Origin of the sequence: Streptomyces sp. NBC_00466 (genome assembly GCF_041433995.1) — a bacterium.
GTDB lineage: Bacteria > Actinomycetota > Actinomycetes > Streptomycetales > Streptomycetaceae > Streptomyces.
Genome location: NZ_CP107896.1, coordinates 2,388,146 through 2,411,084 on the forward strand (window position 1 = coordinate 2,388,146; position 22,939 = coordinate 2,411,084).

Below are 22,939 nucleotides of genomic sequence, written 5' to 3' on the forward strand. Positions count from 1 at the left end.
CTCGAGTCAAAGAAGCTGTCACCGCGCGGACGTATCGACGCATTGGCCGTACTGGAGCGCCACGCAGCATGGTTCGCTGCCCGGCAAGTCCATCTGCTGGCGGACATCGCAGCACATGCCGAGTCAGCGCCGCCCTCCAACGAACGCGATATCGACACCCAACTCCTGAACAACGGGGACTACGCAGCCGAAGAGGTGGCCTGTGCCCTGCGCATCAGCAACGCGACCGCCGCCGAGCGGCTTCAGACCGCCAAGGAACTGGCCGGCCGGTATGCCGGCACGCTCGGCCTGCTCGAAGGCGGAGAGATCTGTTACATGCAGGCCAGAAACCTTGCCCACGCATGCCGGGTCCTCGAACCGAAGGCGGCCGCCCAGGTCGAGACGGCCATGGCGACGAAGATGCCCACCCAGGCCACCGGCCAGAGTTCCCGAGCGCTGCGCCGCCAGGTAATCAAGGCAGACCCGGAGGGCTACCAGCGCCGACTGGAGCTGCGGACGAAGGAGCGGGAGATCGTCCGTTATCCGCAGGACGACGGCATGATCACCTGGGGTGCCACGGTGCCGGCGGACCTCGGCGCCCGCTTCGACCAAGCAGTCGACGCCCATGCCACGACTCTCGTCGTGGACGGCCGTACGCTCAGCCAGCGCCGAGTGGACGCTCTGGCCGATCTCATCCTCAACCGGCCTGCCCTGCCCAGCGCTTCCCCCGCGTCTGCGGAATCCGAGGCGCCCCAGGGCCTCTCGGGGCGGCCCGCCGCCGCTACCGCACTCGTGCACGTAACTGTGCCCCTCGACGTACTGATCGGAGCGAGCGAGGATCCGGCAGAGCTGAAGGGCTACGGCCCCATCACCGCTACGCAGGCCCGCACCATCGCCTTCGCCGAGGGCACGATCTGGCGCCGCTTGATCACCCACCCCAAAACAGGCCTGCTCATCAAGACCGACCCCACCACCTACCGCCCCACCGCTGAAGCCGAACGGCATGTCATCGCCCGGGACCAGCAGTGCGCCTTCCCTTCCTGCCGCATGCCCGCACAGCGATGCGACCTCGACCACGTCAAGGAGTTCGATCACGGCAATCCCGAGTCGGGCGGGAAGACAGTCCCGGAGAATCTCATCCCGATCTGCCGTCGCCACCACCTGATGAAGCACCGCGGCAACTGGACGGTCACGCGGGACTCAGTCACCGGAATCACCACCTGGGTCAGTCCGACCGGCCACATCTACCTCAATACGCCGCGCAACTACACGGAATAGCAAAGGCGACAGGCGACCTCCGGGACCAGCTACCGACCCAGGCTCAGAGCAGGCACCGGCGAAGCACTCGCCGCGGATGACCAGGGAGCAACGTGTGCGTGGGCGATCCAGGGAACAGAACCACAGCCGCAGCGGGCCTACTCCACCCAGACCGATTCAAAGCGCCACCGGTGCACCGCTCGAGTGATCAAGCCGGCGTCGGGTTCGGGAAGTTCGGGCAGGTCCGCATCGTAAGGAGCGTCCCACCAGGTGAGGACCAGCACCCGGTCCTGCGGAGCACGCAGAAACTCGCGGCGCAGAGGGCGCCTCGTTCCTTCCACACCCGCCCTGGAAACCTCTGCCTGTGCCTGCTGCCGCGCCCACTCCAGCAACTCGCCGCCCCGGCCGTCGGCAGCGCGGGCTTCCCACATCAGCGCGACGGTCATGAGTACAGGTTGCCCTTGCTGATCTCGTGGACATGGTCGTGATCATGTACGGGCCCGCCACCAAGCCCCTGGCCACCCGACCCGCCATGTCCCGGACCGTCCACATCAGCATGACCGGCCCCTTCCTCATGATCCCGTGCAACACCGGGCACATGCGGGTCCGTCACCGGCAAGGACGAGTCCGCAGACAGTTCCCAGTCCGATGCTGCCCTGTTTCGCGCCACCATTTCCGCACCAAGCGCCGCGACCATCGCGCCGTTGTCCGTACACAGTCCGGGACGCGGCACCCGCAGTCGGATACCCACCCGCTCGCACCGTTCCTGGGCGAGTGCGCGCAACCTGGAGTTGGCGGCGACACCACCGCCGATCATCAAGTGGTCGACGCCCTCGTCCTTGCACGCACGGACAGCCTTGCGCGTGAGTACATCGACGACCGCCTCCTGGAACGACGCCGCCACATCACGCACCGGAAGTTCCTCGCCCGCCGCCCGCTTCGCCTCGACCCAGCGCGCCACTGATGTCTTGAGCCCGGAAAACGAGAAGTCGTACGCCGCGTCGCGCGACCCCGTCAGCCCGCGTGGGAACGCAATCGCCGCCGGGTCTCCCTCCCGTGCCAGTCGGTCGATGACCGGACCGCCCGGGAAGCCGAGGTTCAACACCCGTGCGATCTTGTCGAAGGCCTCGCCGGCCGCGTCGTCGATCGTCGCGCCCAGCGGCCGGACATCCGCCGTGATGTCGGGCGCCAGCAACAGCGACGAGTGTCCGCCCGACACGAGCAACGCCATCGTCGGTTCGGGCAGCGGCCCGTGCTCCAGCTGGTCCACGCAGATGTGTGAGGCCAGATGGTTGACGCCGTACAGCGGTTTGCCCAGCACGTATGCGTACGCCTTGGCCGCCGATACGCCGACCAGCAACGCCCCTGCGAGACCGGGTCCCGCCGTCACGGCGATGCCGTCGAGATCCCTCGCGGCGACCCCGGCTTCCTTCAGCGCACGTTCAATGGTCGGAACCATCGCTTCCAGGTGCGCCCGCGAGGCGATCTCAGGCACGACTCCGCCGAAGCGGGCATGCGTGTCGACGCTCGACGCGACCGCGTCGGCGAGCAGTGTCGTACCGCGGACGATCCCGACCCCTGTCTCGTCGCAGGAGGTCTCGATGCCGAGTACGAGAGGTTCGTCAGCCATGGATCTCTGTTCCTTGTGCGAGGCCCATTTCCGGGCGCAGTTCGAGGCGCATGACGAGCGCGTCCACATTGCCCGGCTGGTAGTAGCCCCGGCGGAAGCCGATGGGCTCGAAGCCGAAGCGTTCGTAGAGTTTCTGGGCACGGATGTTGTCGACCCGTACTTCGAGAAGGATTTCAGCGCATTCGAAGGCGGTGGCGTGTTTGAGGAGATCGGTCAGGAGCTCGGCGCCAAGGCCTGTGCCCCACTGATCCCGGGCCGACGCAATCGTCTGTACGTCGCCCATGCCGCCGACAGCAGCGAGGCCCGCGTAGCCGACGATCCGCTCGGCGGTCTCCGCGACCACATAGCGCCGGGTCGCGGCCGGCCCGCGCGCGTGCGCGAGCTCGGACCAGAACATGCCCTCGGACCAGGCGTCGTCCGGGAACAGCTCGTGTTCGAGCTCCAGCACGGGCGTGATGTCCCACCAGCGCATCTCGCGTAGTACGGCCGTCACTGCGGGGTGACCACCTTGTAGTTCTTCGGCACCTGGGCGTCGGGGCGCCGCAGATAGAGCGGCGTGACCGGAAGAAACCCTTCAGCGGTCCCCACGTCACCCCTCTCCCCCCCGGCTCCGTCGCCAGTGCTTCCGTCAGCATCGCTTCCCCGTGCCAGCTTCTCGGCCGCCAGTGCCGCGAGGGCCCCCGCCGATACGTGTTCGGGACCGCGCGCGTCGAGGAAGACGTCGGGATACAAGAACGCTCCGGCCCCCACCGCAGGCAACCCGGCGACCTGTTCGGCAATGTCCGCGGGCCGGTCCACGGCAGGCTCGCCCAGCCGGGTCCCGAATCCGTCGTAGCGCGCCCAGTAGACCTCCTTGCGCCGTGCGTCCGTCGCGACGACGAAGGGGCCGCTGAGCCCGGACGCGTACGCGAGACCGTCCAGCGTGCACAGCCCGTACACGGGCACGCCCAGAGCGGACCCGAACGTGGCGGCCGTCACCAGCCCGACGCGCAGCCCGGTGTAAGGTCCCGGCCCGACACCGACGACGATGCCCGTGACGGCGTCCAGTTTCAGCCCGGCTTCGGCGAGTACATGGTCGACGGCGGGCAGCAGCAGCTCCCCATGACGGCGGGCATCGGTCCGACTGGACTCGGCGACCACGGATGTTCCGTCGTGGAGGGCAGCAGTGACGGCGGGCGTGGCGGTATCAACAGCGAGCAGGAGCACACAAACAGCCTACGGCTCCCGCAGCGGGGGCACGGCGCCCCGTCCCGTCAGCCCGCTGCTGCTACCGTCACCGGGAATTCGTAAGTACGAGAAATGGGGAGCCTCAGGTGTCAAGGAGCAGCTCGGGAATCGTGGCCGGGCTCACCGGGGCAGCGCTTGCCGTGGTCGGCTTCCTCGCTTACCAGGCGTCGGCGAACGCCCCCGCCAACCTCGCGGCCCCCAAGCCCTCGTCCTCGGCATCCGCCTCGGCCAACCCGTCGGGCGCCCCGACAAAGCCGGGAAAGCAGAACAGCCACGCGGTGCCGCCGCGCTCGGGTGCGGGCTCCCGCGTCGTGTACTCCCTCAAAGCGAAGCGGGTCTGGCTGGTGAGCGACACCGGGGTCGGCGTGCGGACCTTCGAGGTCATGCCGAGCGTGGTGAATCCGCGGCCGGGGACGTACCAGGTGACTTCGCGCACAGGCAGCACGATGGGCTCCGACGGGGTGCCGATCGAGCACGTGGTGCGGTTCGCGAGCGTCAACGGGGTGACGGTCGGGTTCAGCGCCGCCACGAACAACTCGATGTCCAGCCCCGACCCCCAGCAGAAGACCGGCGGAATCCGGATGAAGCGCGCGGACGGCGACGCGATGTGGCCGCTCGCGACATACGGCACGAAGATCGTCGTCGTGCCGTAGCCGCCCGCAGCTCCTGACTGGCTCACGCAGAGGCTCGTACGGCTCGCGCGGCCTTCCATACGGCTCGCGTCACGGTCCGCCGTACGACTCACGGTCCCTGCGACTCGCTCTCGGAACCCGGCAGCCCCGCAGCATGCCTCGTACGCCCCGCGCAGCCTCCCGTGCGCCCGGCTGCTGACGACCGAGCCGTAACCCGTACGGATTACGCGGCGTCGCGCTTTTCCTCAGGCTTCCCGGTGACGGCAGCGGGCTCCGGCGCGGGGGCACGCGGTGGTGTGGACACGGCGTTCGCCGCCTCGCAGGAGGCGAGCAGATCGCGCATCGACATGGGGGACGGCGACTGCGCTTCGGTCTCCGACGCGGACATGGCTGCCTCCTCGGTCAGGCATGGTTAGGTAGACCTAACCAGGTCTTGGTATCCATGTGACCACGCCCGGTGGGATCTGTGCAACACCTTGCCGACGGCTTGTCGGAAAGTACCGGGTGAATTTCCGGATGCGTCGGATGCGTATGCGAACCGGCTCAGGCGGCCACGAGTGGCAAAGGCCCTACTCCTCCGGATCTCTCAAGGCATCCCGAAGCCTCAGCCCTTCCGGGAAACCCCCCGGGCCCGTCCGAAACCTCCACCGAACGAACCCTCCTCAAGCCCTGGAGCCGTCTCAGGCCGGAAGCGCCCCGCAAGCCGGAAGCCCCCTCAGGCCTCCCCCAGCGCCCGAAGCCCGTCGAGGCCCGTGCGCTGTTCTTCTGCCGCCCAGCGCGCTCCGAACCCGCTGACCGTCACCACGCGGCGCTCGTCGCCCGTGTCGCCCACACCCCGCTCGATGACCACCCGGAGCCGGTCGTCCGACAGGTCCTCGACCTTCCCGTCCCCCCACTCGACGACGATCACCGAGTCGGGCAGCGAGACGTCCAGATCGAGGTCCTCCATCTCGTCGAGCCCACCGCCCAGGCGGTACGCGTCCACATGCACCAGCGCGGGACCGTCGCCCAGCGGCGGATGGACGCGGGCGATGACGAAGGTCGGGGACGTGACCGCCCCACGCACGCCGAGGCCCTCGCCCAGGCCGCGGGTGAGGGTGGTCTTGCCCGCGCCGAGTTCACCGGAGAGCATCACCAGATCGCCGGGGCGCAGCAGTACGGCGAGGCGACGGCCCAACTCCTGCATACGGTCGGGGGAGTCGATGGTCAGACGGGTGGCAAATGCGGCGGCCGTGTCAGCTGCCGGGCTGTGCGGGGCTTCCATACAGGCCAACGTTAGCGTCTGCCGGTACCGCACCCGCCCTCGCCAGCAGTTCGGTCAGCCGGCCGGTCACGGTCTCCGGATGTTCGAGCATGACCAGGTGCCCGGCGTCGGGAACGATGACCAGCTCGGCCGCCGGCAGCAGATCGGCGATGATCTGGCTGTGCGCACTCGGTGTCACCAGGTCGTTCTCCCCGGCCAGGACGAGTGCGGGCACCTCGGCGAAGACCTCGGCCAGCGCGTCCGCCTTGTCGTGGTCGGTGAAGGCCGGATAGAACTCCGCGACCACGTCGATCGCTGTCCCCTCGATCAGCCGCTCCGCGAACCGGGCCACGCCGGGGTCGACGTCCTTCGAACCGAACGAGTACCGCTTGATCAGCCCGGCGAACAGGTCCGCCGTGGCCCGCCGTCCCCGCTCCACCAGCTCCGTCTGGGACCCGAGGGCCTTCAGTACGCCGGGAAGCACGCGCCGCACCGCGTTCACGCCCGCCACCGGCAGCCCGAAACTGACCTCGCCGAGCTTCCCGCAGGAGGTGCCGACGAACGCGGCGCCGACGACCCGGTCTCTGACCAGTTCGGGGAACTGGTCGCCGAACGCCATCATCGTCATGCCGCCCATCGAATGCCCCACCAGCACCAGAGGCCCCTCCGGCGCTGCCGCGTCGATGACTGCCTTCAGATCGCGGCCGAGCTGGTCGATGGTGAGCGGTACGCCGTCGGCCTGCGCCCTGCCGCGCTCCGAGCGGCCGTGGCTGCGCTGGTCCCAGTGAACGGTCCGGACGACGCCGCGCAGCGCCGCACGCTGGAAGTGCCAGGAGTCCTGGCTGAGGCAGTAGCCGTGCGAGAAGACGACCGTGACTGGCTCAGCGGCCCTGCGCCCGGACAGCCGCCGCTTACGCGCCCCGGCCGCCCTGCCGGTCCCCGCCGCCCCTGGTGCCCCTGCTGCCCCTGACGCACCGGCCGTCCCAGCGGCCCCAGGTCTCCCCGGCTCCCCGTCGGCACCCGAGGCCCGCACGCCGCTGAGCTGCCCCGGCGGGTAGGCATCGACCTCGTCGACCTCGTAGTAGATCCCGGTCCCGTCATCGGCGGCCGCCCGGCCCGGCATGCCCCGCAGTGAGCCGTACGGGCCCGATGCGTCGAGGGCGAGCCGCGCCTTCTTGCGCATGCCGCGGCCAACCGTCAGCCGCTCGACCGCCACGCCCGCCGCCGCACCGGCCGCGAGCACACCGATCGCGGCGCCGGCGAAGCCACCGGCCCTGCGCCAGTTGGCGCCCGCCACGGCCTGGGCCACATTCGCGCTGGTGCTCTCGCTCACCGTGCCGCTCTCCTACTGGTCGTCCGGCTGCTGCCTGTCCGGTTGCTGAACGTCCCGGTTACTGAATGTCCCGGCTACTGAATGTCCGAGTCGCTGAACGTCCGAGTCGCTGAACGTCCGGGTCACTGAACGTTCGGCTCACTGCTGGTCGATTGCTGCTCGTCCGGTTCCTCGTTCACGTACACACGGTCCACTCGCGACCCGATGCGGGTGACGATCTCGTACGCGATCGTGTCCGCCGCCCGGGCCCAGTCCTCGGCGGTCGGCTCGCCCCGGTCGCCCGGCCCGAACAGCACCGCCTCCGCACCCGGAAGGAGTTCGTCCCCCTCCAGGTCCACGACGAACTGGTCCATGGCGATCCGGCCCGCGACCCGCCGCAGTCTCCCGCCGACCAGCACAGGCCCCTTACCCGAAGCGTGGCGCGGGACACCGTCCGCGTACCCGAGGGGGACCAGGCCGAGTGTGGTCTCGGACGGGGTGACGTAGTGGTGGCCATAGCTGACGCCGTGCCCCGCCGGTACGTGTTTGACCAGGCCCAGGCGGGCGCTGAGCGTCATGACGGGGCGGAGACCGAAGTCGGCGGCGGTGCCGACCTGCGGTACGGGCGAGATGCCGTAGACCGCGACGCCCGGACGGATCAGGTCGTACTGCGTCCCGGGCAGCGTCAGCACCGCAGGCGAGTTGGCGATGTGCCGGACCTCGGGGCTGAGCCCTGCCTTCTCGGCGTACGCGATGGCCTCGTCGAAGCGGTCCTGCTGCCCGGCGATGGACGGATGGCCGGGCTCGTCGGCGCACGCGAAGTGCGACCAGATCCCGGTGACATCGGCCAGCCCGCCGGCCTCGGCTGCGACCGCGGCGCCGACGAGTTCGGGCCAGTCGGCGGGCTGGCAGCCGCCGCGCCCGAGACCGGTGTCGGCCTTGAGCTGGATACGGGCCGTACGGCCGCTTGCCCGCGCCGCGTCCAGTACCTCGTCGAGCGCCCACATACCGCCCACGGACACGTCGATATCGGCCTCGATCGCCTCCCGCCACGGCCCGCCGGGCGTCCACAGCCAGCAGAGCAGCCGGGCCCCGATACCCGCGGCGCGCAGTGCGAGAGCCTCTTGCGGGGTCGCGGTACCGAGCCAGTCGGCTCCGGCCTCAAGTGCTGCCCTGGCGCAGGGCAGCATGCCGTGGCCGTACGCATCCGCCTTGACCACAGCCATGAGCTGGGCACGAGGCGCACGGGCGCGCAGCGCGCGCACATTGGCGCGCAGCGCGCCGAGGTCGATCTCCGCGCGCGCTCGCATGAGTCCCCCGGACGCTCCGGTGCCCCGGTCACCGCATGCCCCGGCCGTCTCGGTGCCCCGCTCACTGCGAGTCCCGTCACTACGAGTCCCGTCACTGCGAGTCCCGTTACTACGAGTCCCGTCACCACGAGTCCCGTCACTGCGAGTCCCGGTCATCTACGTGCCTCAGTCATCTGTCTGTCCCCGTCATCGCGCCCCAGTCTCTCAGAGCGGACTCCTCCCCTTCCCGCTCAAGAGCGCGGGCACCCGCCCCGCGGCGTCCATGCCGCCCGGGCCGGGACAGGAAGGGAAGCCAGGAAGGAAAGCCAGGGGGCTGCAGGGGAAGGGACGGGCCGGGACGGACAGCCCGGCTCCCCTCATCCGCGGATTCACCCGCGGGCTCATCCACAGACTCTCCCGCGGACTCACCCGCAGACGTCCCGCCAGGCCGCCGCGATCCCGTCCGCCACGTCCTGGGCGACCACAGCGGCCCCGCCGGAAGCCCGACGGGCCGCCAGGCCGTGCAGATAGGCCGCGACGGAGCCCGCGTCCCTGGCGTCGAGTCCGGCCGCCAGCAGTGAGCCCGCCAGGCCCGACAGGACGTCGCCGCTGCCCGCCGTGGCCAGCCAGGGGGTACCGGTCGGGTTCACCCGGACCGGTGTGTCACCCGAAGGGGCCGCGACGAGGGTGGTCGAGCCCTTGAGCAGGACGGTCGCTCCGTAACGCGAAGCCAGCGCCCGTACTGACGCGAGCCGCGCCCCCTCGATCTCCTCGCGTGACACGTCGAGCAGCGCAGCCGCCTCGCCCGCGTGCGGGGTGAGCAGGGTCGGCGCCGTCCGGGCCTGTACGGCCGACGCGTCCAGCAGCCGGAGCCCGTCCGCGTCCACCAGTACCGGCACGTCGGAGGCCAGTACGTCGTCGACCACCGACCTGTCGTCCCCGAGGCCGGGGCCCACGACCCACGCCTGGACGCGTCCCGCCTTCGCCGGCGGCCCGGCGTGCACCAGGGTCTCCGGGAACCGTGCGATCACCGCGTCGGCGGCAGGCCCGACGTACCGCACCGCCCCGGCCCCGCCCCGCAGCGCGCCCGCCACGGCCAGCACGGCCGCTCCCGGATAACGCGCGGATCCGGCGACGATGCCGACGACGCCCCGCCGGTACTTGTCGCTCTCCGCCGAGGGCATCGGCAGCAGTTCCGCCACGTCCGCGTACTGGAGCGACTCCAGATCCGGTACGACGGGCAGGTCGAGCCCGATGTCCACGAGCCGCAGGGCCCCCGCGTACTCGGCGGCCGGATCGATGAGCAGCGCAGGCTTGTACGCGCCGAACGTCACAGTCGCGTCCGCCCGTACGGCCTCGCCGACGACCTCGCCCGTGTCCGCGGACACCCCGCTCGGCAGGTCCACGGAGACCACCGGCACCGCGTCGGACACCGCCCAGAGGGCGGCCACCGCATCGGGTCGCAGGCCGCCCCGGCCGCCGATACCGGTGATCCCGTCGACCACCAGGTCGGCCCGGCCGACCACCGACACGTCGTCGACCCGCCCGCCGGCCGCGAGCAGCGCCCGCAGGCCGCCCTGATGGGCCCGGTCGGGGGCCAGCAGCACCGCCGCCACCCCCGCGCCGCGCCGGGCCAGGCGGGCGCCCGCGTACAGGGCGTCTCCCCCGTTGTCCCCGCTCCCGACGAGCAGCACGACCCGGGCGCCGTACACCTTCCCCAGCAGATCCGCGCAGGCCGCGGCGAGCCCGGCGGCGGCCCGCTGCATGAGGGCGCCCTCCGGCAGCCTGGCCATCAGTTCGCGCTCGGCGGTCCGTACGGTCTCCACGCTGTAAGCAGTACGCATGCCTCAACCCTCCACTGTCGCCCCGCCGCTCTCAACCGCCCGCGACCCACGCCACGCCGACCTCACCCGGCCGCTGCGCCCGGAGCCACCCGCCAGGCCACCCCGGCCTCAGCCCGACCAACCCAGCAACCAGCAACCAGCAACCAGCAACCAACCCTCGCCCTCACCTCGCAGCGATCACCCCTCAGCGATCACGACGGCCGAGGCCACCCCCGCGTCATGACTGAGTGAGACATGCCACGACTGCACGCCCAGTTCGGCGGCGCGCGCCGCCACCGTGCCGGTCACCCGCAGCCGGGGCCGGCCGCCGTCCTCCACGAACACCTCAGCGTCGGTCCAGCGCAGCCCACCGGGTGCGCCGAGCGCCTTGGCCAGCGCCTCCTTGGCCGCGAACCGGGCGGCCAGCGACGCGATGCCCCGCCGCTCACCGCCCGGAAGCCGCAACTCGTCAGGCAGGAAGAGCCGTTGGGCCATCTCGGGGGTCCGCTCCAGCGCCGCGGCGAACCGTTCGATCTCCGCGACGTCGATCCCCACTCCGACAATCACCCGGCCGCCCCCCGCTCCGTGAGACTGCGGCTGTACGGCCTGCTCAGGCCGGCCCCCGCTCCCACGGTCACTCCAGCACCCCCAGTCACCGCACCGCCCCCAGTCACTCCAGCACCCCCAGTCACCGCACCACCCCCAGTCACTCCAGCACCCACCGTCACTCCACCGTCACCGACTTCGCGAGGTTGCGCGGCTGGTCGACCTCGTTGCCCCGCGCGGTCGCCAGTTCACAGGCGAAGACCTGGAGCGGGACGGCCGCGACCAGAGGCTGCAGCAGGGTGGGCGTGGCCGGGATGCGGATCAGATGGTCGGCGTACGGCACGACTGCCTCGTCCCCCTCCTCCGCGATGACGATGGTCCGCGCACCGCGTGCCCGGATCTCCTGGATGTTCGACACCATCTTCCCGTGCAGCACCGACCGCCCGCGCGGCGAGGGCACGACGACGACCACCGGCAGATCCTCCTCGATCAGCGCGATGGGACCGTGCTTGAGCTCGCCCGCCGCGAATCCCTCCGCGTGCATATAGGCGAGTTCCTTCAGCTTGAGCGCGCCCTCCAGCGCGACCGGATACCCGACGTGCCTGCCGAGGAACAGCACGGTGTCCTTGCCGGACAGCGACCGCGCCAACTCCCGCACCGGCTCCATGGTTTCCAGCACCCGCTCGACCTGGCAGGAGATCTCGGACAGCTCCCGGATGACGGCCCGGATCTCGTCCGCCCACTTCGTCCCGCGCACCTGCCCCAGATAGAGCGCGACCAGATAGCAGGCCACCAGCTGCGTCAGAAAGGCCTTGGTCGACGCGACCGCCACCTCGGGTCCGGCGTGCGTATAGAGCACGGCGTCCGATTCCCGTGGAATGGTCGAACCGTTGGTGTTGCAGATGGCCAGCACCTTCGCGCCCTGCTCGCGGGCATGGCGCAGCGCCATCAGGGTGTCCATGGTCTCGCCGGACTGCGAGATGGCGATCACCAGCGTCTGCTGGTCGAGGATCGGATCCCGGTAGCGGAACTCGCTGGCGAGCTCGGTCTCGCAGGGAATCCGGGTCCAGTGCTCGATGGCGTACTTGGCGATCATCCCCGCGTGGAAAGCGGTACCGCAGGCGACGATGACGACCTTGTTGACCTCGCGCAGCACCGCGGCCGGAATCCGTACCTCGTCGAGCGTCAGCAGCCCGCCGGTATCGATACGCCCCAGCAGAGTGTCGGCGACAGCCTTCGGCTGCTCGGCGATCTCCTTGAGCATGAAGTAGTCATAACCCCCCTTTTCCGCCGCCGAGGCGTCCCAGTCGACGTGGTACGAACGGACGTCGGCCGGTGCCCCGTCGAAGTCGGTGACGAGCACGCCGTCCCGGCGGAGCTCCACCACCTGGTCCTGCCCCAGCTCGATCGCGGACCGCGTGTGGGCGATGAACGCGGCCACGTCCGACGCGAGGAAGGCCTCACCCTCTCCAACGCCCACCACCAGCGGTGAGTTCCGCCGCGCACCGACCACCACATCCGGTTCGTCGGCATGCACCGCGACCAGCGTGAACGCCCCGTCCAGCCTGCGGCACACCTGCCGCATCGCCTCGGCCAGGTCCCCGCACGAGGAGTACGCCTCGGCCAGCAGATGCGCTGTGACCTCCGTGTCGGTCTCGGACGCCAAGTCATGCCCGCGTCCGGCCAGTTCGTCACGGAGGGCGGCGAAGTTCTCGATGATCCCGTTGTGGACGACGGCGACCCGGCCCGCATTGTCCAGATGCGGGTGCGCGTTCTCGTCGTTGGGCGCCCCGTGCGTGGCCCAGCGGGTGTGCCCGATCCCCGTCGCTCCGGCCGGCAAAGGCCTCTCGACCAGCTCCTTCTCCAGATTGGCGAGCTTCCCGGCCTTCTTCGCGGCCGCCAGCCCGCCATCGGCGAGCACCGCCACGCCGGCCGAGTCGTAGCCCCGGTACTCCAGCCTCTTGAGACCCGCGATGACAACATCCAGCGCCGACTGCCCGCCGACGTACCCCACGATTCCGCACATCCCGGCAGCCTACGGCGGAGCCACCCGGAGAGCCCGCAGCGGTCGGCCGTCCGGGACACCGCAGTCCCGAGTGCCGCAGTCCCGAGTGCCGCAGTCCCCAGTGCCGCAATCCCGATTGCCGCAGCCCCCGGGACACCGCAGCCCCCGGGCCCCGAGCTTCCCCCCTCCCCAGCGCCCCCATCCCAACCGCCACAGACCGCCACAGCCGGACCCCGAGTGACGCACCCCACCCGCCACCCGCGTCGCACAGCCGCCACAATGAACAGGTGATCTCTCCGGTCTCCCCGCCGCCGCGGAGCGCCCACCGGCCCAGGCCGGAGGCGACTCCCTACGTCGACCTCACCCGTACCGAGTGGAGTGCGCTGCGGGAGAAGACGCCGCTGCCGCTCACCGCCGAGGAGGTCGAACGGCTCCGCGGGCTCGGGGACGTCATAGACCTCGACGAGGTACGGGACATCTACCTCCCGCTGTCCCGGCTGCTCAACCTTTACGTCCAGGCGTCGGACGGGCTGCGCGGGGCGCTCAACACCTTCCTGGGCGACGCGGGCAACGGCCACGGCACCCAGCACGGCACCCCCTTCGTCATAGGGGTCGCCGGGAGCGTCGCCGTGGGCAAGTCCACCGTCGCCCGCCTCCTCCAGGCGCTGCTCGCCCGCTGGCCCGAGCACCCGCGCGTCGAACTGGTCACCACCGACGGGTTCCTGTACCCGATGGAGGAGTTGAAGCGGCGCGGGCTCCTGGGCCGCAAGGGGTTCCCCGAGTCGTACGACCGCCGCGCCCTCACCCGGTTCGTCGCGGACGTGAAGTCCGGCAGGGGCGAGGTCACCGCCCCGGTCTACTCGCACCTGATCTACGACATCGTGCCGGGCGAGCGGCTGACCGTACGCCGCCCGGACATCCTCATCGTGGAGGGGCTCAACGTGCTGCAGCCCGCGCTCCCCGGAAGCGACGGCCGCACCCGGATCGGTCTCGCCGACTACTTCGACTTCTCCGTGTACGTGGACGCGCGCGCCGATGACATCGAGAGCTGGTATCTCAACAGGTTCAGGAAGCTGCGCGCGACCGCGTTCCAGGACCCGTCCTCGTACTTCAGGAAGTACACCCAGGTCTCCGAGGACGAGGCGCTGGAGTACGCGCGCACCATGTGGCGGACCATCAACAAGCCGAACCTGGTGGAGAATGTGGCACCGACACGCAGCCGCGCCACCCTCGTCGTGCGCAAGGGCCCGGACCACAAGGTCCAGCGTCTCTCGCTGCGCAAACTCTGACCTTCCGGGAGTGCCCGCGTGCTGCATCTGCGCCTGATCGTGCCCGCCGACCGTACGGACGAGGTCCTGCACCTCATAGGCCGCACCGTGGGCACCGCACACCTCGTCGTGATGCCCGGCGCGGCCCGCGATCCGCAGGGCGATGTGGTGCTGTGCGATGTGGCGCGCGAGGCGGGCGACGATCTGATCGGCGCGCTGCGCGGGCTCGGTATCGACCGGACCGGTTCGATCGCTGTCGAGAACACGGACCTGACGCTCTCCGCGTACGCCGACAAGGCCGAGGCCGATGCGCCCGGTGAGGGCTCGGACGCGGTGCTGTGGGAGGAGCTGACGCAGGCGACCGACGAGGAGTCCACGTTCAGCGTCACCTATGTGGCGTTCATGGCCGTCGCGACGATGCTGGCCGCCTGCGGTGTGATGCTCGACAACGCGATCCTGATCGTGGGCGCGATGGCGGTCGGACCCGATTTCGGGCCGCTGGCGGGGATCTCGACGGCGCTCGTGCAGCGGGCTCCGCGCCTGGTGGGGCGGTCGCTGTGGGCGCTGATCGGGGGGTTCGCCAGCGCGATGGTGCTGACGGCCGGGTTCGCCTGGATGATGAACGCCTTCGGGCTCTTCACCATGCACATGATCGAAGCGGCCCGGCCCAACACGGCGTTCATCTGGCAGCCGGACTGGATGTCCTTCGTGGTGGCGTTCCTCGCGGGCATCGCGGGGACGCTCTCGCTCACCTCGGCGAAGTCCGGGGCGCTGATCGGTGTGGCCATCTCCGTGACGACGGTACCGGCCGCGGCCAATGCGGCGGTGGCGTTCAACTACGGTGACTACAGCCAGACTTGGGGTTCTGTCAGCCAGCTGCTCGCCAACCTCGGCGGAATCGTGCTCGCGGGCACGCTGACCCTGCTGGCACAGAAGGCCCTGCTGTCGGTACGCCGCCGCCGCACGCACTGAACCGGCCGGGCCCTGGCAGCCGCACAGCCAACTGCCTCGCGCAACGCCCACATGCCCTACGCACCCCACATGCCCTGTGCACCCACATGTCCTACGCACCCATGTGCTGACCGCACCCACACGCCCGACGCACCACACCCGCCGGCAGCAGTGCGGGCGGGTGTGGGTGCGTGCGTGCGTGCGTGCGTGCGGGAACGGTGCAGTACGTGCGGGAACGGCGCGCCGGGAGCCGAGGCCGCCCAGGACCTCGAAAGGGCCTAACCCAGCGCGGACTTCACCACGTCGGCCAGCCGTGCCGCCACCGCTTTCGCCTGGTCGATGTCCGCGGCCTCGACCATGACCCGCACCAGCGGCTCCGTACCGGAGGGGCGCAGCAGTACGCGGCCCGTCGAGCCCAGTTCACGCTCGGCCTCGGTCACCGCCGCCCTCAGCTCGGCCGATGTGGCGACCCGCGACCTGTCCACGTCCGGCACGTTGACCAGGACCTGCGGCAGCCGCACCATCACACCCGCCAGCTCGGCCAGCGTCCGGCCGGTGGCCGCGACCCGGGCGGCCAGCATAAGTCCGGTGAGGGTGCCGTCGCCGGTCGTCGCGTGGTCGAGCACGATGACATGCCCGGACTGCTCGCCACCCAGCGCGTAGCCGTGCTCCTTCATCGACTCCAGGACGTAGCGGTCACCGACCGCCGTCTGGACCAGTTCGATGCCCTCGCGCTCCATGGCCATCTTGAACCCGAGGTTGGACATCACGGTGCCCACCACGGTGTTCCCGCGCAGCGTGCCCGCCTCGCGCATGGCGAGGGCCAGGACGGCGAGGATCTGGTCGCCGTCGACCTCCTCGCCGGACGCGTCCACGGCGAGGCAGCGGTCGGCGTCGCCGTCGTGCGCGATGCCGAAGTCGGCGCCGTGTTCGACCACGGCGGCCTTGATCAGCGCCAGATGGGTCGACCCGCAGCCATCGTTGATGTTCAGCCCGTCGGGCTCGGCGCCCAGGGTGATGACCTCGGCCCCGGCCCGGGTGAACGCCTCGGGCGAGACGCGGGACGCCGCGCCGTGCGCCTCGTCGAGGACGACCTTGAGACCGTCGAGCCGGTTGGGCAGGACGCCGATGAGATGGGCGACGTACTGGTCGAAGCCCTGGTCGTACGTACGGACCCGGCCGACGCCCGCGCCCGTCGGGCGCTCCCACGGCTCGCCCGTGCGGTGCTGGTCGTAGACCGTCTCGACGCGGTCCTCCAGCTCGTCGGCGAGTTTGTGGCCGCCGCGCGCGAAGAACTTGATGCCGTTGTCGGGCATGGCGTTGTGACTGGCGGAGAGCATCACGCCGAAGTCGGCGCCCAGCGCACCGGTGAGATACGCCACCGCGGGGGTGGGCAGCACACCGACGCGCAGGACGTCCACGCCCGCGCTCGCGAGGCCCGCGACGACGGCGGCCTCCAGGAACTCTCCGGAGGCACGCGGATCGCGTCCGACCACTGCTTTCGGCCGATGGCCCTCGAATGTGCCCGCTTCCGCGAGTACGTGCGCCGCCGCGACCGAGAGACCGAGCGCGAGCTCAGCCGTCAGGTCCACGTTGGCGACACCGCGCACACCGTCCGTGCCGAAGAGTCGTCCCACTGCTGTCCTCCGAAAGATGCTCCGAGAAATTCCGAATACCCAATACCCAGGTCTCTGAGCGCTGTGAACGTCTTGTGCCGTTATACGCCGGAGGACCTGATATACGAACGCCCCGGCAGCACGAAAGGTGCCGCCGGGGCGAACGTACAAACAGGGTCGTGCATGCAGCCCTGCAAGCCGTCTTTAGCGCTTGCTGTACTGCGGGGCCTTACGGGCCTTCTTGAGACCGGCCTTCTTGCGCTCGACCGCACGGTCGTCGCGGGAGAGGAAGCCGGCCTTCTTCAGCGTGGCGCGGTTGTTGTCCACGTCCGCCTCGTTCAGCGAGCGGGCCACGCCGAGGCGCAGGGCGCCGGCCTGACCGGACACGCCGCCACCCGAGATGCGGGCGATGACGTCGTAGCGGTTGTCGAGCTCGAGCACCTTGAAGGGCTCGTTGACTTCCTGCTGGTGCACCTTGTTGGGGAAGTAGTCCTCAAGGGTGCGACCGTTGATCTTCCACTTGCCGGTGCCCGGAACGATCCGGACGCGGGCGATGGCGTTCTTGCGACGGCCCAGGCCGGCCGCCGGCTGCGGGTCGCCGAAGCGGCCCGCGAGCGACTCGCTGGTGTACTCGCCCTCGACGGGAACCTCGGACTCGAAGGTGGTCACCTCGGCGAAGGTCTCTTCGCCCTCGGTGCCCGCCACGTCGTCGGTGGGCGTCTCTGCAGTGGTCTCGGCCACGATTCTCCTCAGATCTTTCTTTACGTCTTAGGGGGTGGCCGGAACTACTGCGCGACCTGGGTGATCTCGAACGGGACAGGCTGCTGGGCAGCGTGCGGGTGCTGGTCTCCCGCGTAGATCTTCAGCTTCGAGAGCACCTGACGGCCCAGGGTGTTCTTGGGGATCATGCCCTTGATGGCCTTCTCGATGGCCTTCTCGGGGCTCTTCTCGAGCAGCTCGTCGTAGCGGACGGAACGCAGACCACCCGGGTAACCGGAGTGGCGGTACGCCATCTTCTGGGTCTTCTTGTTGCCGGAGAGGTGAACCTTCTCGGCGTTGATGATGATGACGAAGTCACCCATGTCCATGTGCGGGGCGTAGATCGCCTTGTGCTTGCCCCGCAGGAGGGTGGCGGCGGTCGTCGCCAGACGGCCAAGGACGATGTCCTGCGCGTCGATGATGTGCCACTGGCGAGTGACATCGCCGGGCTTGGGGCTGTACGTACGCACTTCGTAGCCTTCGCTTCTTCAGTGGATGGGGTCCAGACACACGGCTCCCCTGAAGCGATCATGCAGCTGGGGCTCACAATACCGGGGACGCTGCCCGTATGCGAGCCACTGGTAACTGCTCCAGGGAACCTACGTAAGGGCCCTTCGCGTGAGAACGACGAAGCCAATACGTATAACAATCGCCGAGACTACCCGCGCCGCCCCGGGTGGGTCAAAACAGCCGGGGCGGGCCCGGGCTCACGGGCCCGGACGAGAGTCCGGCCACCGGACCGGCTGCCCCGGCCACCGCACCTGTCACACCTGCCGTACCGCCTCACACCCACCGCACGCGTCACACCCGTCACCCCCGCCGCACCCGCCGCACCCGCCGCACCCGCCGCACCCGCCGCACCCGCCCCGCCTACCGCACCCGCTCCACGCGGCGCTCGTCCCACACCGGCTCGGACGTCTCCCGTACGACGCCGTCCGAGCCGTAGACCAGATACCGGTCGAAGGACTTCGCGAACCAGCGGTCGTGGGTGACCGCGAGCACCGTCCCCTCGTACGCCTCAAGGCCCTCCTGGAGCGCCTCGGCCGACTCCAGGTCCAGGTTGTCCGTCGGCTCGTCCAGGAGCAGCGCGGTGGTGCCCGCCAGCTCCAGGAGCAGGATCTGGAAGCGCGCCTGCTGGCCGCCCGAGAGCCGCTCGAAGAGCTGGTCGCCCTGGCGCTCCATCTCGTAACGGCGCAGCACGCCCATGGCCGCCCCCCGGTCCTTCGCGTGCTCCGTCCACAGGATGTCGACGAGCGTGCGGCCCAGCAGCTCCGGGTGCGCATGGGTCTGGGCGAAGTGGCCGGGCACGACACGGGCGCCGAGCTTCCACTGGCCGGTGTGGGCGACGTCGCCGCCGGCCAGCAGCCGCAGGAAGTGGGACTTGCCCGACCCGTTGGAGCCGAGCACCGCGACCCGCTCGCCGTAGAAGATCTCCAGCGAGAAGGGCTTCATCAGGCCGGTCAGCTCAAGGTTCTCGCAGGTCACGGCCCGTACGCCGGTACGGCCTCCACGCAGCCGCATCCGGATCTCCTGCTCGCGCGGCGGCTCGGGCGGCGGCCCGGCCTCCTCGAACTTCTGGAAGCGGGTCTGCATGGCCCGGTAGCGCGATGCCATGTCGGGGCTGATCGCCGCCTGGTTCCGCAGCCGCAGCACCAGCGCCTTCAGCCGGGCGTGCTCCTCGTCCCAGCGCCGCTTGAGCTCCTCGAACCTCGCGAAGCGCTCCTTGCGGGCCGCGTGGTACGTGTCGAACCCGCCGCCGTGCACCCAGACGTCCGAGCCTGCCGGGCCGGGCTCCACACTCACGATCTTCTCGGCGGCCCTCGACAGCAGCTCCCGGTCGTGGGAGACGAAGAGCACCGTCTTACGGGTCTCCTTCAGCCGCTCCTCCAGCCAGCGCTTGCCCGGCACGTCCAGATAGTTGTCCGGCTCGTCCAGCAGCAGCACCTCGTCGGGCCCCCGCAGCAGCGCCTCCAGGACAAGCCGCTTCTGCTCGCCCCCGGAGAGCGTCCGCACCTCGCGGAACTGCGCCTTGTCGTACGGAACGCCGAGCGCGGCCATGGTGCACATGTCCCATACGGTCTCGGCCTCGTACCCCTGCACCTCGGCCCAGTCGCTCAGGGCCTGCGCGTACGTCATCTGCGCGGCCTCGTCGTCGACCGTCATGATCAGGTGCTCGGCGGCGTCCACCGCCTGCGCCGCTTCCCGGATCCGCGGCTGCGCGACCGAGACGAGCAGGTCCCGGACCGTACGGCCGTCGCGGACCGAGCCGACGAACTGCCGCATCACCCCGAGCCCGCCGCTCACCGAGACCGTCCCGCCGTGCGGCTGGATCTCCCCCGCGATCAGCCGCAGCAGGGTGGTCTTGCCGGCGCCGTTGGCACCGACCAGGGCCACGACCGCGCCGTCGCCCACCCGGAACGAGGCATCACCGAGCAGCACCCGCCCGTCCGGCAAGTAGTACTCAAGATGACCCGCTTCAAGATGTCCCATGCACCGGATTGTCGCCCACGCCCACCCCGGTGAGGCAACCGGATTCCGGCGCCCCTGAGGGCTCCGGCGTCACAAAGCCGGATTAGTATGCGCGCCATGAGCTTCGGGCAAGGGGGGCCCTCCTGGGGGCCGGGGGATTCACAGCAGAACCACACCGACGGCCGGGACGGCCGGTGGCAGGCCCCGGGCGGCCAGGCACCCGGCGGGACACCCGACTGGGCCGCGATGGCCGACGAGAGCGCCGCACGCGGCAAACGCAGGAAGCTGCTGCTGATCGGCGGCGGGGTACTGGCGACCGCCGTGGTGGGGGCCCTCGTCGCGGCCGTGGTCGTGGCGGCGGGCAACAACTCCGACACGTCCGGCAAGAACCTCCCCTCCCCCGAGGCGCTGCCGAGCAGGAGCGGCGAGGCCCTGCCGTCCTTCACGCCGAAGGCCCCGGCTCCGCCGCCCGACCCCAAGGACTTCATCTCCAGCTCGAAGAAGGACACGGCCCCGCTCAGCGCCGCCACCCTCTTCCCCGGCGCGACGATCGCGGTGGGCGACCACACGTACAAGAAGGCGGCCACCCACCGCACCACGGCCTGCTCGTCCGTCACCCAGGGCGCGCTCGGGTCCGTGCTGGTCAACAACGGCTGCGGGCAGGTCATCCGGGCGACGTTCAGCAAGGGCGGCATCGCGGTGACCATCGGTGTCGCCGTCTTCGACACCGAGGCGCAGGCCCGGAAGGCGATGAAGCAGTCGGCGGGAGGCGTCGCCTCGCTCAACGGCGCGGGTGTCCCCACCTTCTGCCGCAACGGCTCGGTCTGCCGCAGGACCGCCAACGCCTATGGGCGCTACGCCTACTTCACGGTCGGCGGTTTCACCAGCGGCAAGAACGTCACACAGTCCGACGCCGACGTCTTCACGGCGGGCGACGACGTGGCGGAGTTCACCTTCCGCCAGATCGTGGCGCGCGGCCAGGCCCAGGCATCGGCGGCGGCCACCGCTCCGGCGAGCTGAGGCCGCCGCGCCGGAGAACCGCGCTGGACGGACGGCTGCGCGGAACCCCCCGCGCCCAGCCGGCCGCCGCGCTCAGCGCCGGCCGCTGCCGCCGTGGCCGCCCCGGTGGCGCAGCCGCAGCCGCAGGGGCAGCAGCGCGGACTCGATCTGCGTCGCCAGGTCCATCTTCGACACCCCTTCGGTGCGTTCCTCGAAGCGGATCGGAATCTCCACACCGTTGTAGCCGCGGCGCACGGCCAGGAACTTCAGCTCCACCTGGAAGCTGTATCCGGCGCTGCCCAGCGTCGTCAGGTCCACGGCGCGCAGCGTCTGCGCGCGCCACAGGTTGAACCCCGCGGTGACGTCGCGGATCCGGGTGTCCAGGATGGTGCGCGCGTACTGGTTGGCGAAGCCCGACAGCAGCTTCCGGTGCAGGCCCCAGTCCTCGTCGAGCGAGCCGCCGTCGACGTACCGGCTGCCGACGACGAAGCCCGCGCCGGTCGCCTGCGCGGTCCCCAGCAGCTGCGGCACGACGTGCGCGGGGTGGCTGCCGTCGGCGTCCATCTGTACGACGTAATCGGCGCCCTCGTCGAGCGCGGCCAGCATCCCGGCGGCGTAGGCGCGCCCCAGGCCGTCCTTCTCGGTACGGTGCAGCACGGTCATCCGCGGCCGCGCCCCGACGGCGTCCACCGTGTCGTGGGCGGCGTTGTACTGGGCGGCCAGCTCGTCCGCCAGCCGGCCGGTGCCGTCGGGGCTGGCGTCGTCCACCACCTTCAGCTGGAGGCCGGGCAGCGGCAGGGCCAGCACGGCCTCGGCGGTGCGCGGCAGGCTGGCGGCCTCGTTGTACGTCGGCATCACCACGGTCAGCGGCAGTGCGCCCCACTCCTGGGGGAGCTGCCCGGTCGTGGAGGGCTGGGGCATGGGATCTCCGTACGTCGGCGATGTGCGCTTCCCTGCGGGTCACCGGGCCGCGCGGCGCAGGCCTCGGTCCCAGTCCCAGCAGACCTCGGCCTCAGCAGCAGCCGGCCCCCGGCAGGGTCCGCATATTACGTGCCTCACGGCTCCTGGCCGCGAGCAACTCGTCGGCGGGGTAGCCCACTTCCTCCAGCGTCAGCCCATGTGGCCGCACCACGCGCACCGAGGAGTCGCGCACCGCGACGGCGAGCACCTTCCCCGGCCACTCCACCGGCCGGTGCCCGTCGCCGACGGAGAGCAGCGCGCCCACCAGTGAGCGGACCATGTTGTGGCAGAAGGCGTCCGCCCGCACCGTCCCGGTGACGATCCCGTCGGTGCCGCGCTCCCAGATCAGCTGCTGGAGGGTGCGGATCGTGGTCGCGCCCTCGCGCTTCTTGCAGAACGCGGCGAAGTCGTGCTCCCCGATGAGGGCCTGCGACGCGGCGTTCATCGCCGGGAGGTCCAGCCCCCGGTCGTGCCAGAGGACGTGCCCGCGCAGCAGCGGATCGACGCCGCCGGGCCGGTCGCTCACGCGGTAGGCGTACCGGCGCCAGATAGCCGAGAACCGGGCGTTGAAGCCCGGCGGCGCCTCGGCCACCCGCCACACCCGTACGTCCTGGGGAAGCCGCCCGGACAGCCGCCGCAGCAGCATCCCCCGGTGCTCCTCCCACACCTCACGGGGGAGGTCGACCTGCGCGACCTGGCCGCGGGCGTGCACCCCGGCGTCGGTGCGCCCGGCGACCGTCAGGTCGTACGTCGTGGCCGAGCGGGTCACCGTACGGATGGCCGACTCCAACTCGCCCTGCACCGTGCGCCGTTCGTTCTGCTTCGCCCAGCCGGAGAAGTCCCTGCCGTCGTACGCAAGGTCCAGCCGCACCCGTACCGAACCGGGCTCCACCTCATCACTCACCAGCGCATCCTCTCAGCCTGAAGCACCCCACCGCACACCGTCCGCACCTGCCACAAGCAGAACGGACCCG

At 70.6% G+C, this 22,939-nt stretch carries 22 protein-coding genes; 5 read left to right on the forward strand and 17 right to left on the reverse strand.

All coding sequences use genetic code 11. From position 1 onward, the window contains the following. Positions 1 to 42: 42 nt before the first annotated feature. Positions 43 to 1,257, forward strand: coding sequence for a DUF222 domain-containing protein (locus tag OG210_RS10365; RefSeq protein ID WP_328330232.1), 1,215 nt, complete (start codon positions 43 to 45; stop codon positions 1,255 to 1,257). Positions 1,258 to 1,394: 137 nt separating this feature from the next. Here the strand turns inward: OG210_RS10365 and OG210_RS10370 are convergent, their stop codons facing one another. From OG210_RS10370 to tsaB, 4 genes are read right to left on the reverse strand one after another with little or no spacing between them, the layout of a single operon-like run. Continuing rightward, the gene (locus OG210_RS10370; protein ID WP_371535942.1) at positions 1,395 to 1,682 is read right to left on the reverse strand and encodes a hypothetical protein; all 288 of its coding nucleotides are present in this window, start codon (positions 1,680 to 1,682) and stop codon (positions 1,395 to 1,397) included. Continuing rightward, complete coding sequence (gene tsaD / locus OG210_RS10375; RefSeq protein ID WP_328330228.1) at positions 1,679 to 2,866, reverse strand: tRNA (adenosine(37)-N6)-threonylcarbamoyltransferase complex transferase subunit TsaD; 1,188 nt, start codon at positions 2,864 to 2,866, stop codon at positions 1,679 to 1,681. The genes OG210_RS10370 and tsaD overlap by 4 nt, the downstream gene beginning before the upstream one ends. Further along, positions 2,859 to 3,338, reverse strand: a complete 480-nt coding sequence (rimI, locus tag OG210_RS10380; RefSeq protein ID WP_328335574.1) for a ribosomal protein S18-alanine N-acetyltransferase — start codon at positions 3,336 to 3,338, stop codon at positions 2,859 to 2,861. Before rimI ends, tsaD begins: the two co-directional genes overlap by 8 nt. Before the next feature lie 17 nt (positions 3,339 to 3,355). Then, the gene (tsaB, locus tag OG210_RS10385) at positions 3,356 to 4,072 is read right to left on the reverse strand and encodes a tRNA (adenosine(37)-N6)-threonylcarbamoyltransferase complex dimerization subunit type 1 TsaB (protein ID WP_328330226.1); all 717 of its coding nucleotides are present in this window, start codon (positions 4,070 to 4,072) and stop codon (positions 3,356 to 3,358) included. A gap of 107 nt (positions 4,073 to 4,179) precedes the next feature. Here tsaB and OG210_RS10390 point away from each other — a divergent pair, with 107 nt between their 5' ends. After that, complete coding sequence (locus OG210_RS10390) at positions 4,180 to 4,746, forward strand: hypothetical protein (RefSeq protein ID WP_328330224.1); 567 nt, start codon at positions 4,180 to 4,182, stop codon at positions 4,744 to 4,746. A 202-nt stretch (positions 4,747 to 4,948) separates the two neighbouring features. On the opposite strand, the gene OG210_RS10395 is transcribed toward OG210_RS10390, so the two are convergent. The 7 genes from OG210_RS10395 to glmS all read right to left on the reverse strand — a co-directional run bounded on the left by OG210_RS10395 (position 4,949) and on the right by glmS (position 12,964). Next, positions 4,949 to 5,113, reverse strand: coding sequence for a hypothetical protein (locus OG210_RS10395; protein ID WP_328330222.1), 165 nt, complete (start codon positions 5,111 to 5,113; stop codon positions 4,949 to 4,951). 327 nt (positions 5,114 to 5,440) lie between these two features. Then, the gene (gene tsaE / locus OG210_RS10400; RefSeq protein WP_328330220.1) at positions 5,441 to 5,989 is read right to left on the reverse strand and encodes a tRNA (adenosine(37)-N6)-threonylcarbamoyltransferase complex ATPase subunit type 1 TsaE; all 549 of its coding nucleotides are present in this window, start codon (positions 5,987 to 5,989) and stop codon (positions 5,441 to 5,443) included. Then, on the reverse strand, positions 5,961 to 7,301 hold the full coding sequence (locus tag OG210_RS10405) for an alpha/beta hydrolase (protein WP_328330218.1): 1,341 nt from the start codon (positions 7,299 to 7,301) through the stop codon (positions 5,961 to 5,963). Before OG210_RS10405 ends, tsaE begins: the two co-directional genes overlap by 29 nt. A gap of 122 nt (positions 7,302 to 7,423) precedes the next feature. Continuing rightward, on the reverse strand, positions 7,424 to 8,590 hold the full coding sequence (gene alr / locus OG210_RS10410) for an alanine racemase (RefSeq protein ID WP_328330216.1): 1,167 nt from the start codon (positions 8,588 to 8,590) through the stop codon (positions 7,424 to 7,426). A 404-nt stretch (positions 8,591 to 8,994) separates the two neighbouring features. Then, positions 8,995 to 10,413 carry an NAD(P)H-hydrate dehydratase gene (locus OG210_RS10415; RefSeq protein WP_328330214.1) on the reverse strand — a complete coding sequence of 473 codons (1,419 nt, stop codon included), beginning with the start codon at positions 10,411 to 10,413 and terminating at the stop codon, positions 8,995 to 8,997. A 177-nt stretch (positions 10,414 to 10,590) separates the two neighbouring features. Beyond that, a complete protein-coding gene (locus OG210_RS10420; protein WP_266854231.1) occupies positions 10,591 to 10,959 on the reverse strand; it encodes a holo-ACP synthase in 369 nt (122 codons plus the stop codon). A gap of 157 nt (positions 10,960 to 11,116) precedes the next feature. After that, positions 11,117 to 12,964 (reverse strand): glutamine--fructose-6-phosphate transaminase (isomerizing), encoded by a 1,848-nt coding sequence (glmS, locus tag OG210_RS10425; protein ID WP_371535947.1) that lies wholly within the window; start codon positions 12,962 to 12,964, stop codon positions 11,117 to 11,119. A gap of 266 nt (positions 12,965 to 13,230) precedes the next feature. Between glmS and coaA the strand changes: the two genes are divergently transcribed. Beyond that, positions 13,231 to 14,232: a type I pantothenate kinase gene (gene coaA / locus OG210_RS10430; RefSeq protein ID WP_328330209.1), complete on the forward strand. Its 1,002-nt coding sequence runs from the start codon at positions 13,231 to 13,233 to the stop codon at positions 14,230 to 14,232. An 18-nt stretch (positions 14,233 to 14,250) separates the two neighbouring features. Then, complete coding sequence (locus OG210_RS10435; RefSeq protein ID WP_371535949.1) at positions 14,251 to 15,183, forward strand: DUF389 domain-containing protein; 933 nt, start codon at positions 14,251 to 14,253, stop codon at positions 15,181 to 15,183. Positions 15,184 to 15,440: 257 nt separating this feature from the next. On the opposite strand, the gene glmM is transcribed toward OG210_RS10435, so the two are convergent. The 4 genes from glmM to OG210_RS10455 all read right to left on the reverse strand — a co-directional run bounded on the left by glmM (position 15,441) and on the right by OG210_RS10455 (position 20,027). Further along, on the reverse strand, positions 15,441 to 16,799 hold the full coding sequence (glmM, locus tag OG210_RS10440; RefSeq protein ID WP_328330205.1) for a phosphoglucosamine mutase: 1,359 nt from the start codon (positions 16,797 to 16,799) through the stop codon (positions 15,441 to 15,443). Positions 16,800 to 16,982: 183 nt separating this feature from the next. Beyond that, positions 16,983 to 17,519 (reverse strand): 30S ribosomal protein S9, encoded by a 537-nt coding sequence (rpsI, locus tag OG210_RS10445; RefSeq protein WP_371535952.1) that lies wholly within the window; start codon positions 17,517 to 17,519, stop codon positions 16,983 to 16,985. A gap of 44 nt (positions 17,520 to 17,563) precedes the next feature. Next, positions 17,564 to 18,007 (reverse strand): 50S ribosomal protein L13, encoded by a 444-nt coding sequence (rplM, locus tag OG210_RS10450; RefSeq protein ID WP_250299329.1) that lies wholly within the window; start codon positions 18,005 to 18,007, stop codon positions 17,564 to 17,566. Positions 18,008 to 18,407: 400 nt separating this feature from the next. After that, positions 18,408 to 20,027, reverse strand: a complete 1,620-nt coding sequence (locus OG210_RS10455; protein ID WP_328330203.1) for an ATP-binding cassette domain-containing protein — start codon at positions 20,025 to 20,027, stop codon at positions 18,408 to 18,410. 96 nt (positions 20,028 to 20,123) lie between these two features. On the opposite strand from OG210_RS10455, the gene OG210_RS10460 reads away from it, so the two are divergent. Next, complete coding sequence (locus tag OG210_RS10460; RefSeq protein WP_328330201.1) at positions 20,124 to 21,026, forward strand: hypothetical protein; 903 nt, start codon at positions 20,124 to 20,126, stop codon at positions 21,024 to 21,026. Between the two features lie 72 nt (positions 21,027 to 21,098). On the opposite strand, the gene OG210_RS10465 is transcribed toward OG210_RS10460, so the two are convergent. Together OG210_RS10465 and truA are read right to left on the reverse strand one after the other, a co-directional pair. After that, positions 21,099 to 21,926 (reverse strand): polyprenol monophosphomannose synthase, encoded by an 828-nt coding sequence (locus OG210_RS10465; RefSeq protein ID WP_328330199.1) that lies wholly within the window; start codon positions 21,924 to 21,926, stop codon positions 21,099 to 21,101. Positions 21,927 to 22,017: 91 nt separating this feature from the next. Next, positions 22,018 to 22,869 (reverse strand): tRNA pseudouridine(38-40) synthase TruA, encoded by an 852-nt coding sequence (truA, locus tag OG210_RS10470; protein WP_328330197.1) that lies wholly within the window; start codon positions 22,867 to 22,869, stop codon positions 22,018 to 22,020. Positions 22,870 to 22,939 lie beyond the last annotated feature (70 nt).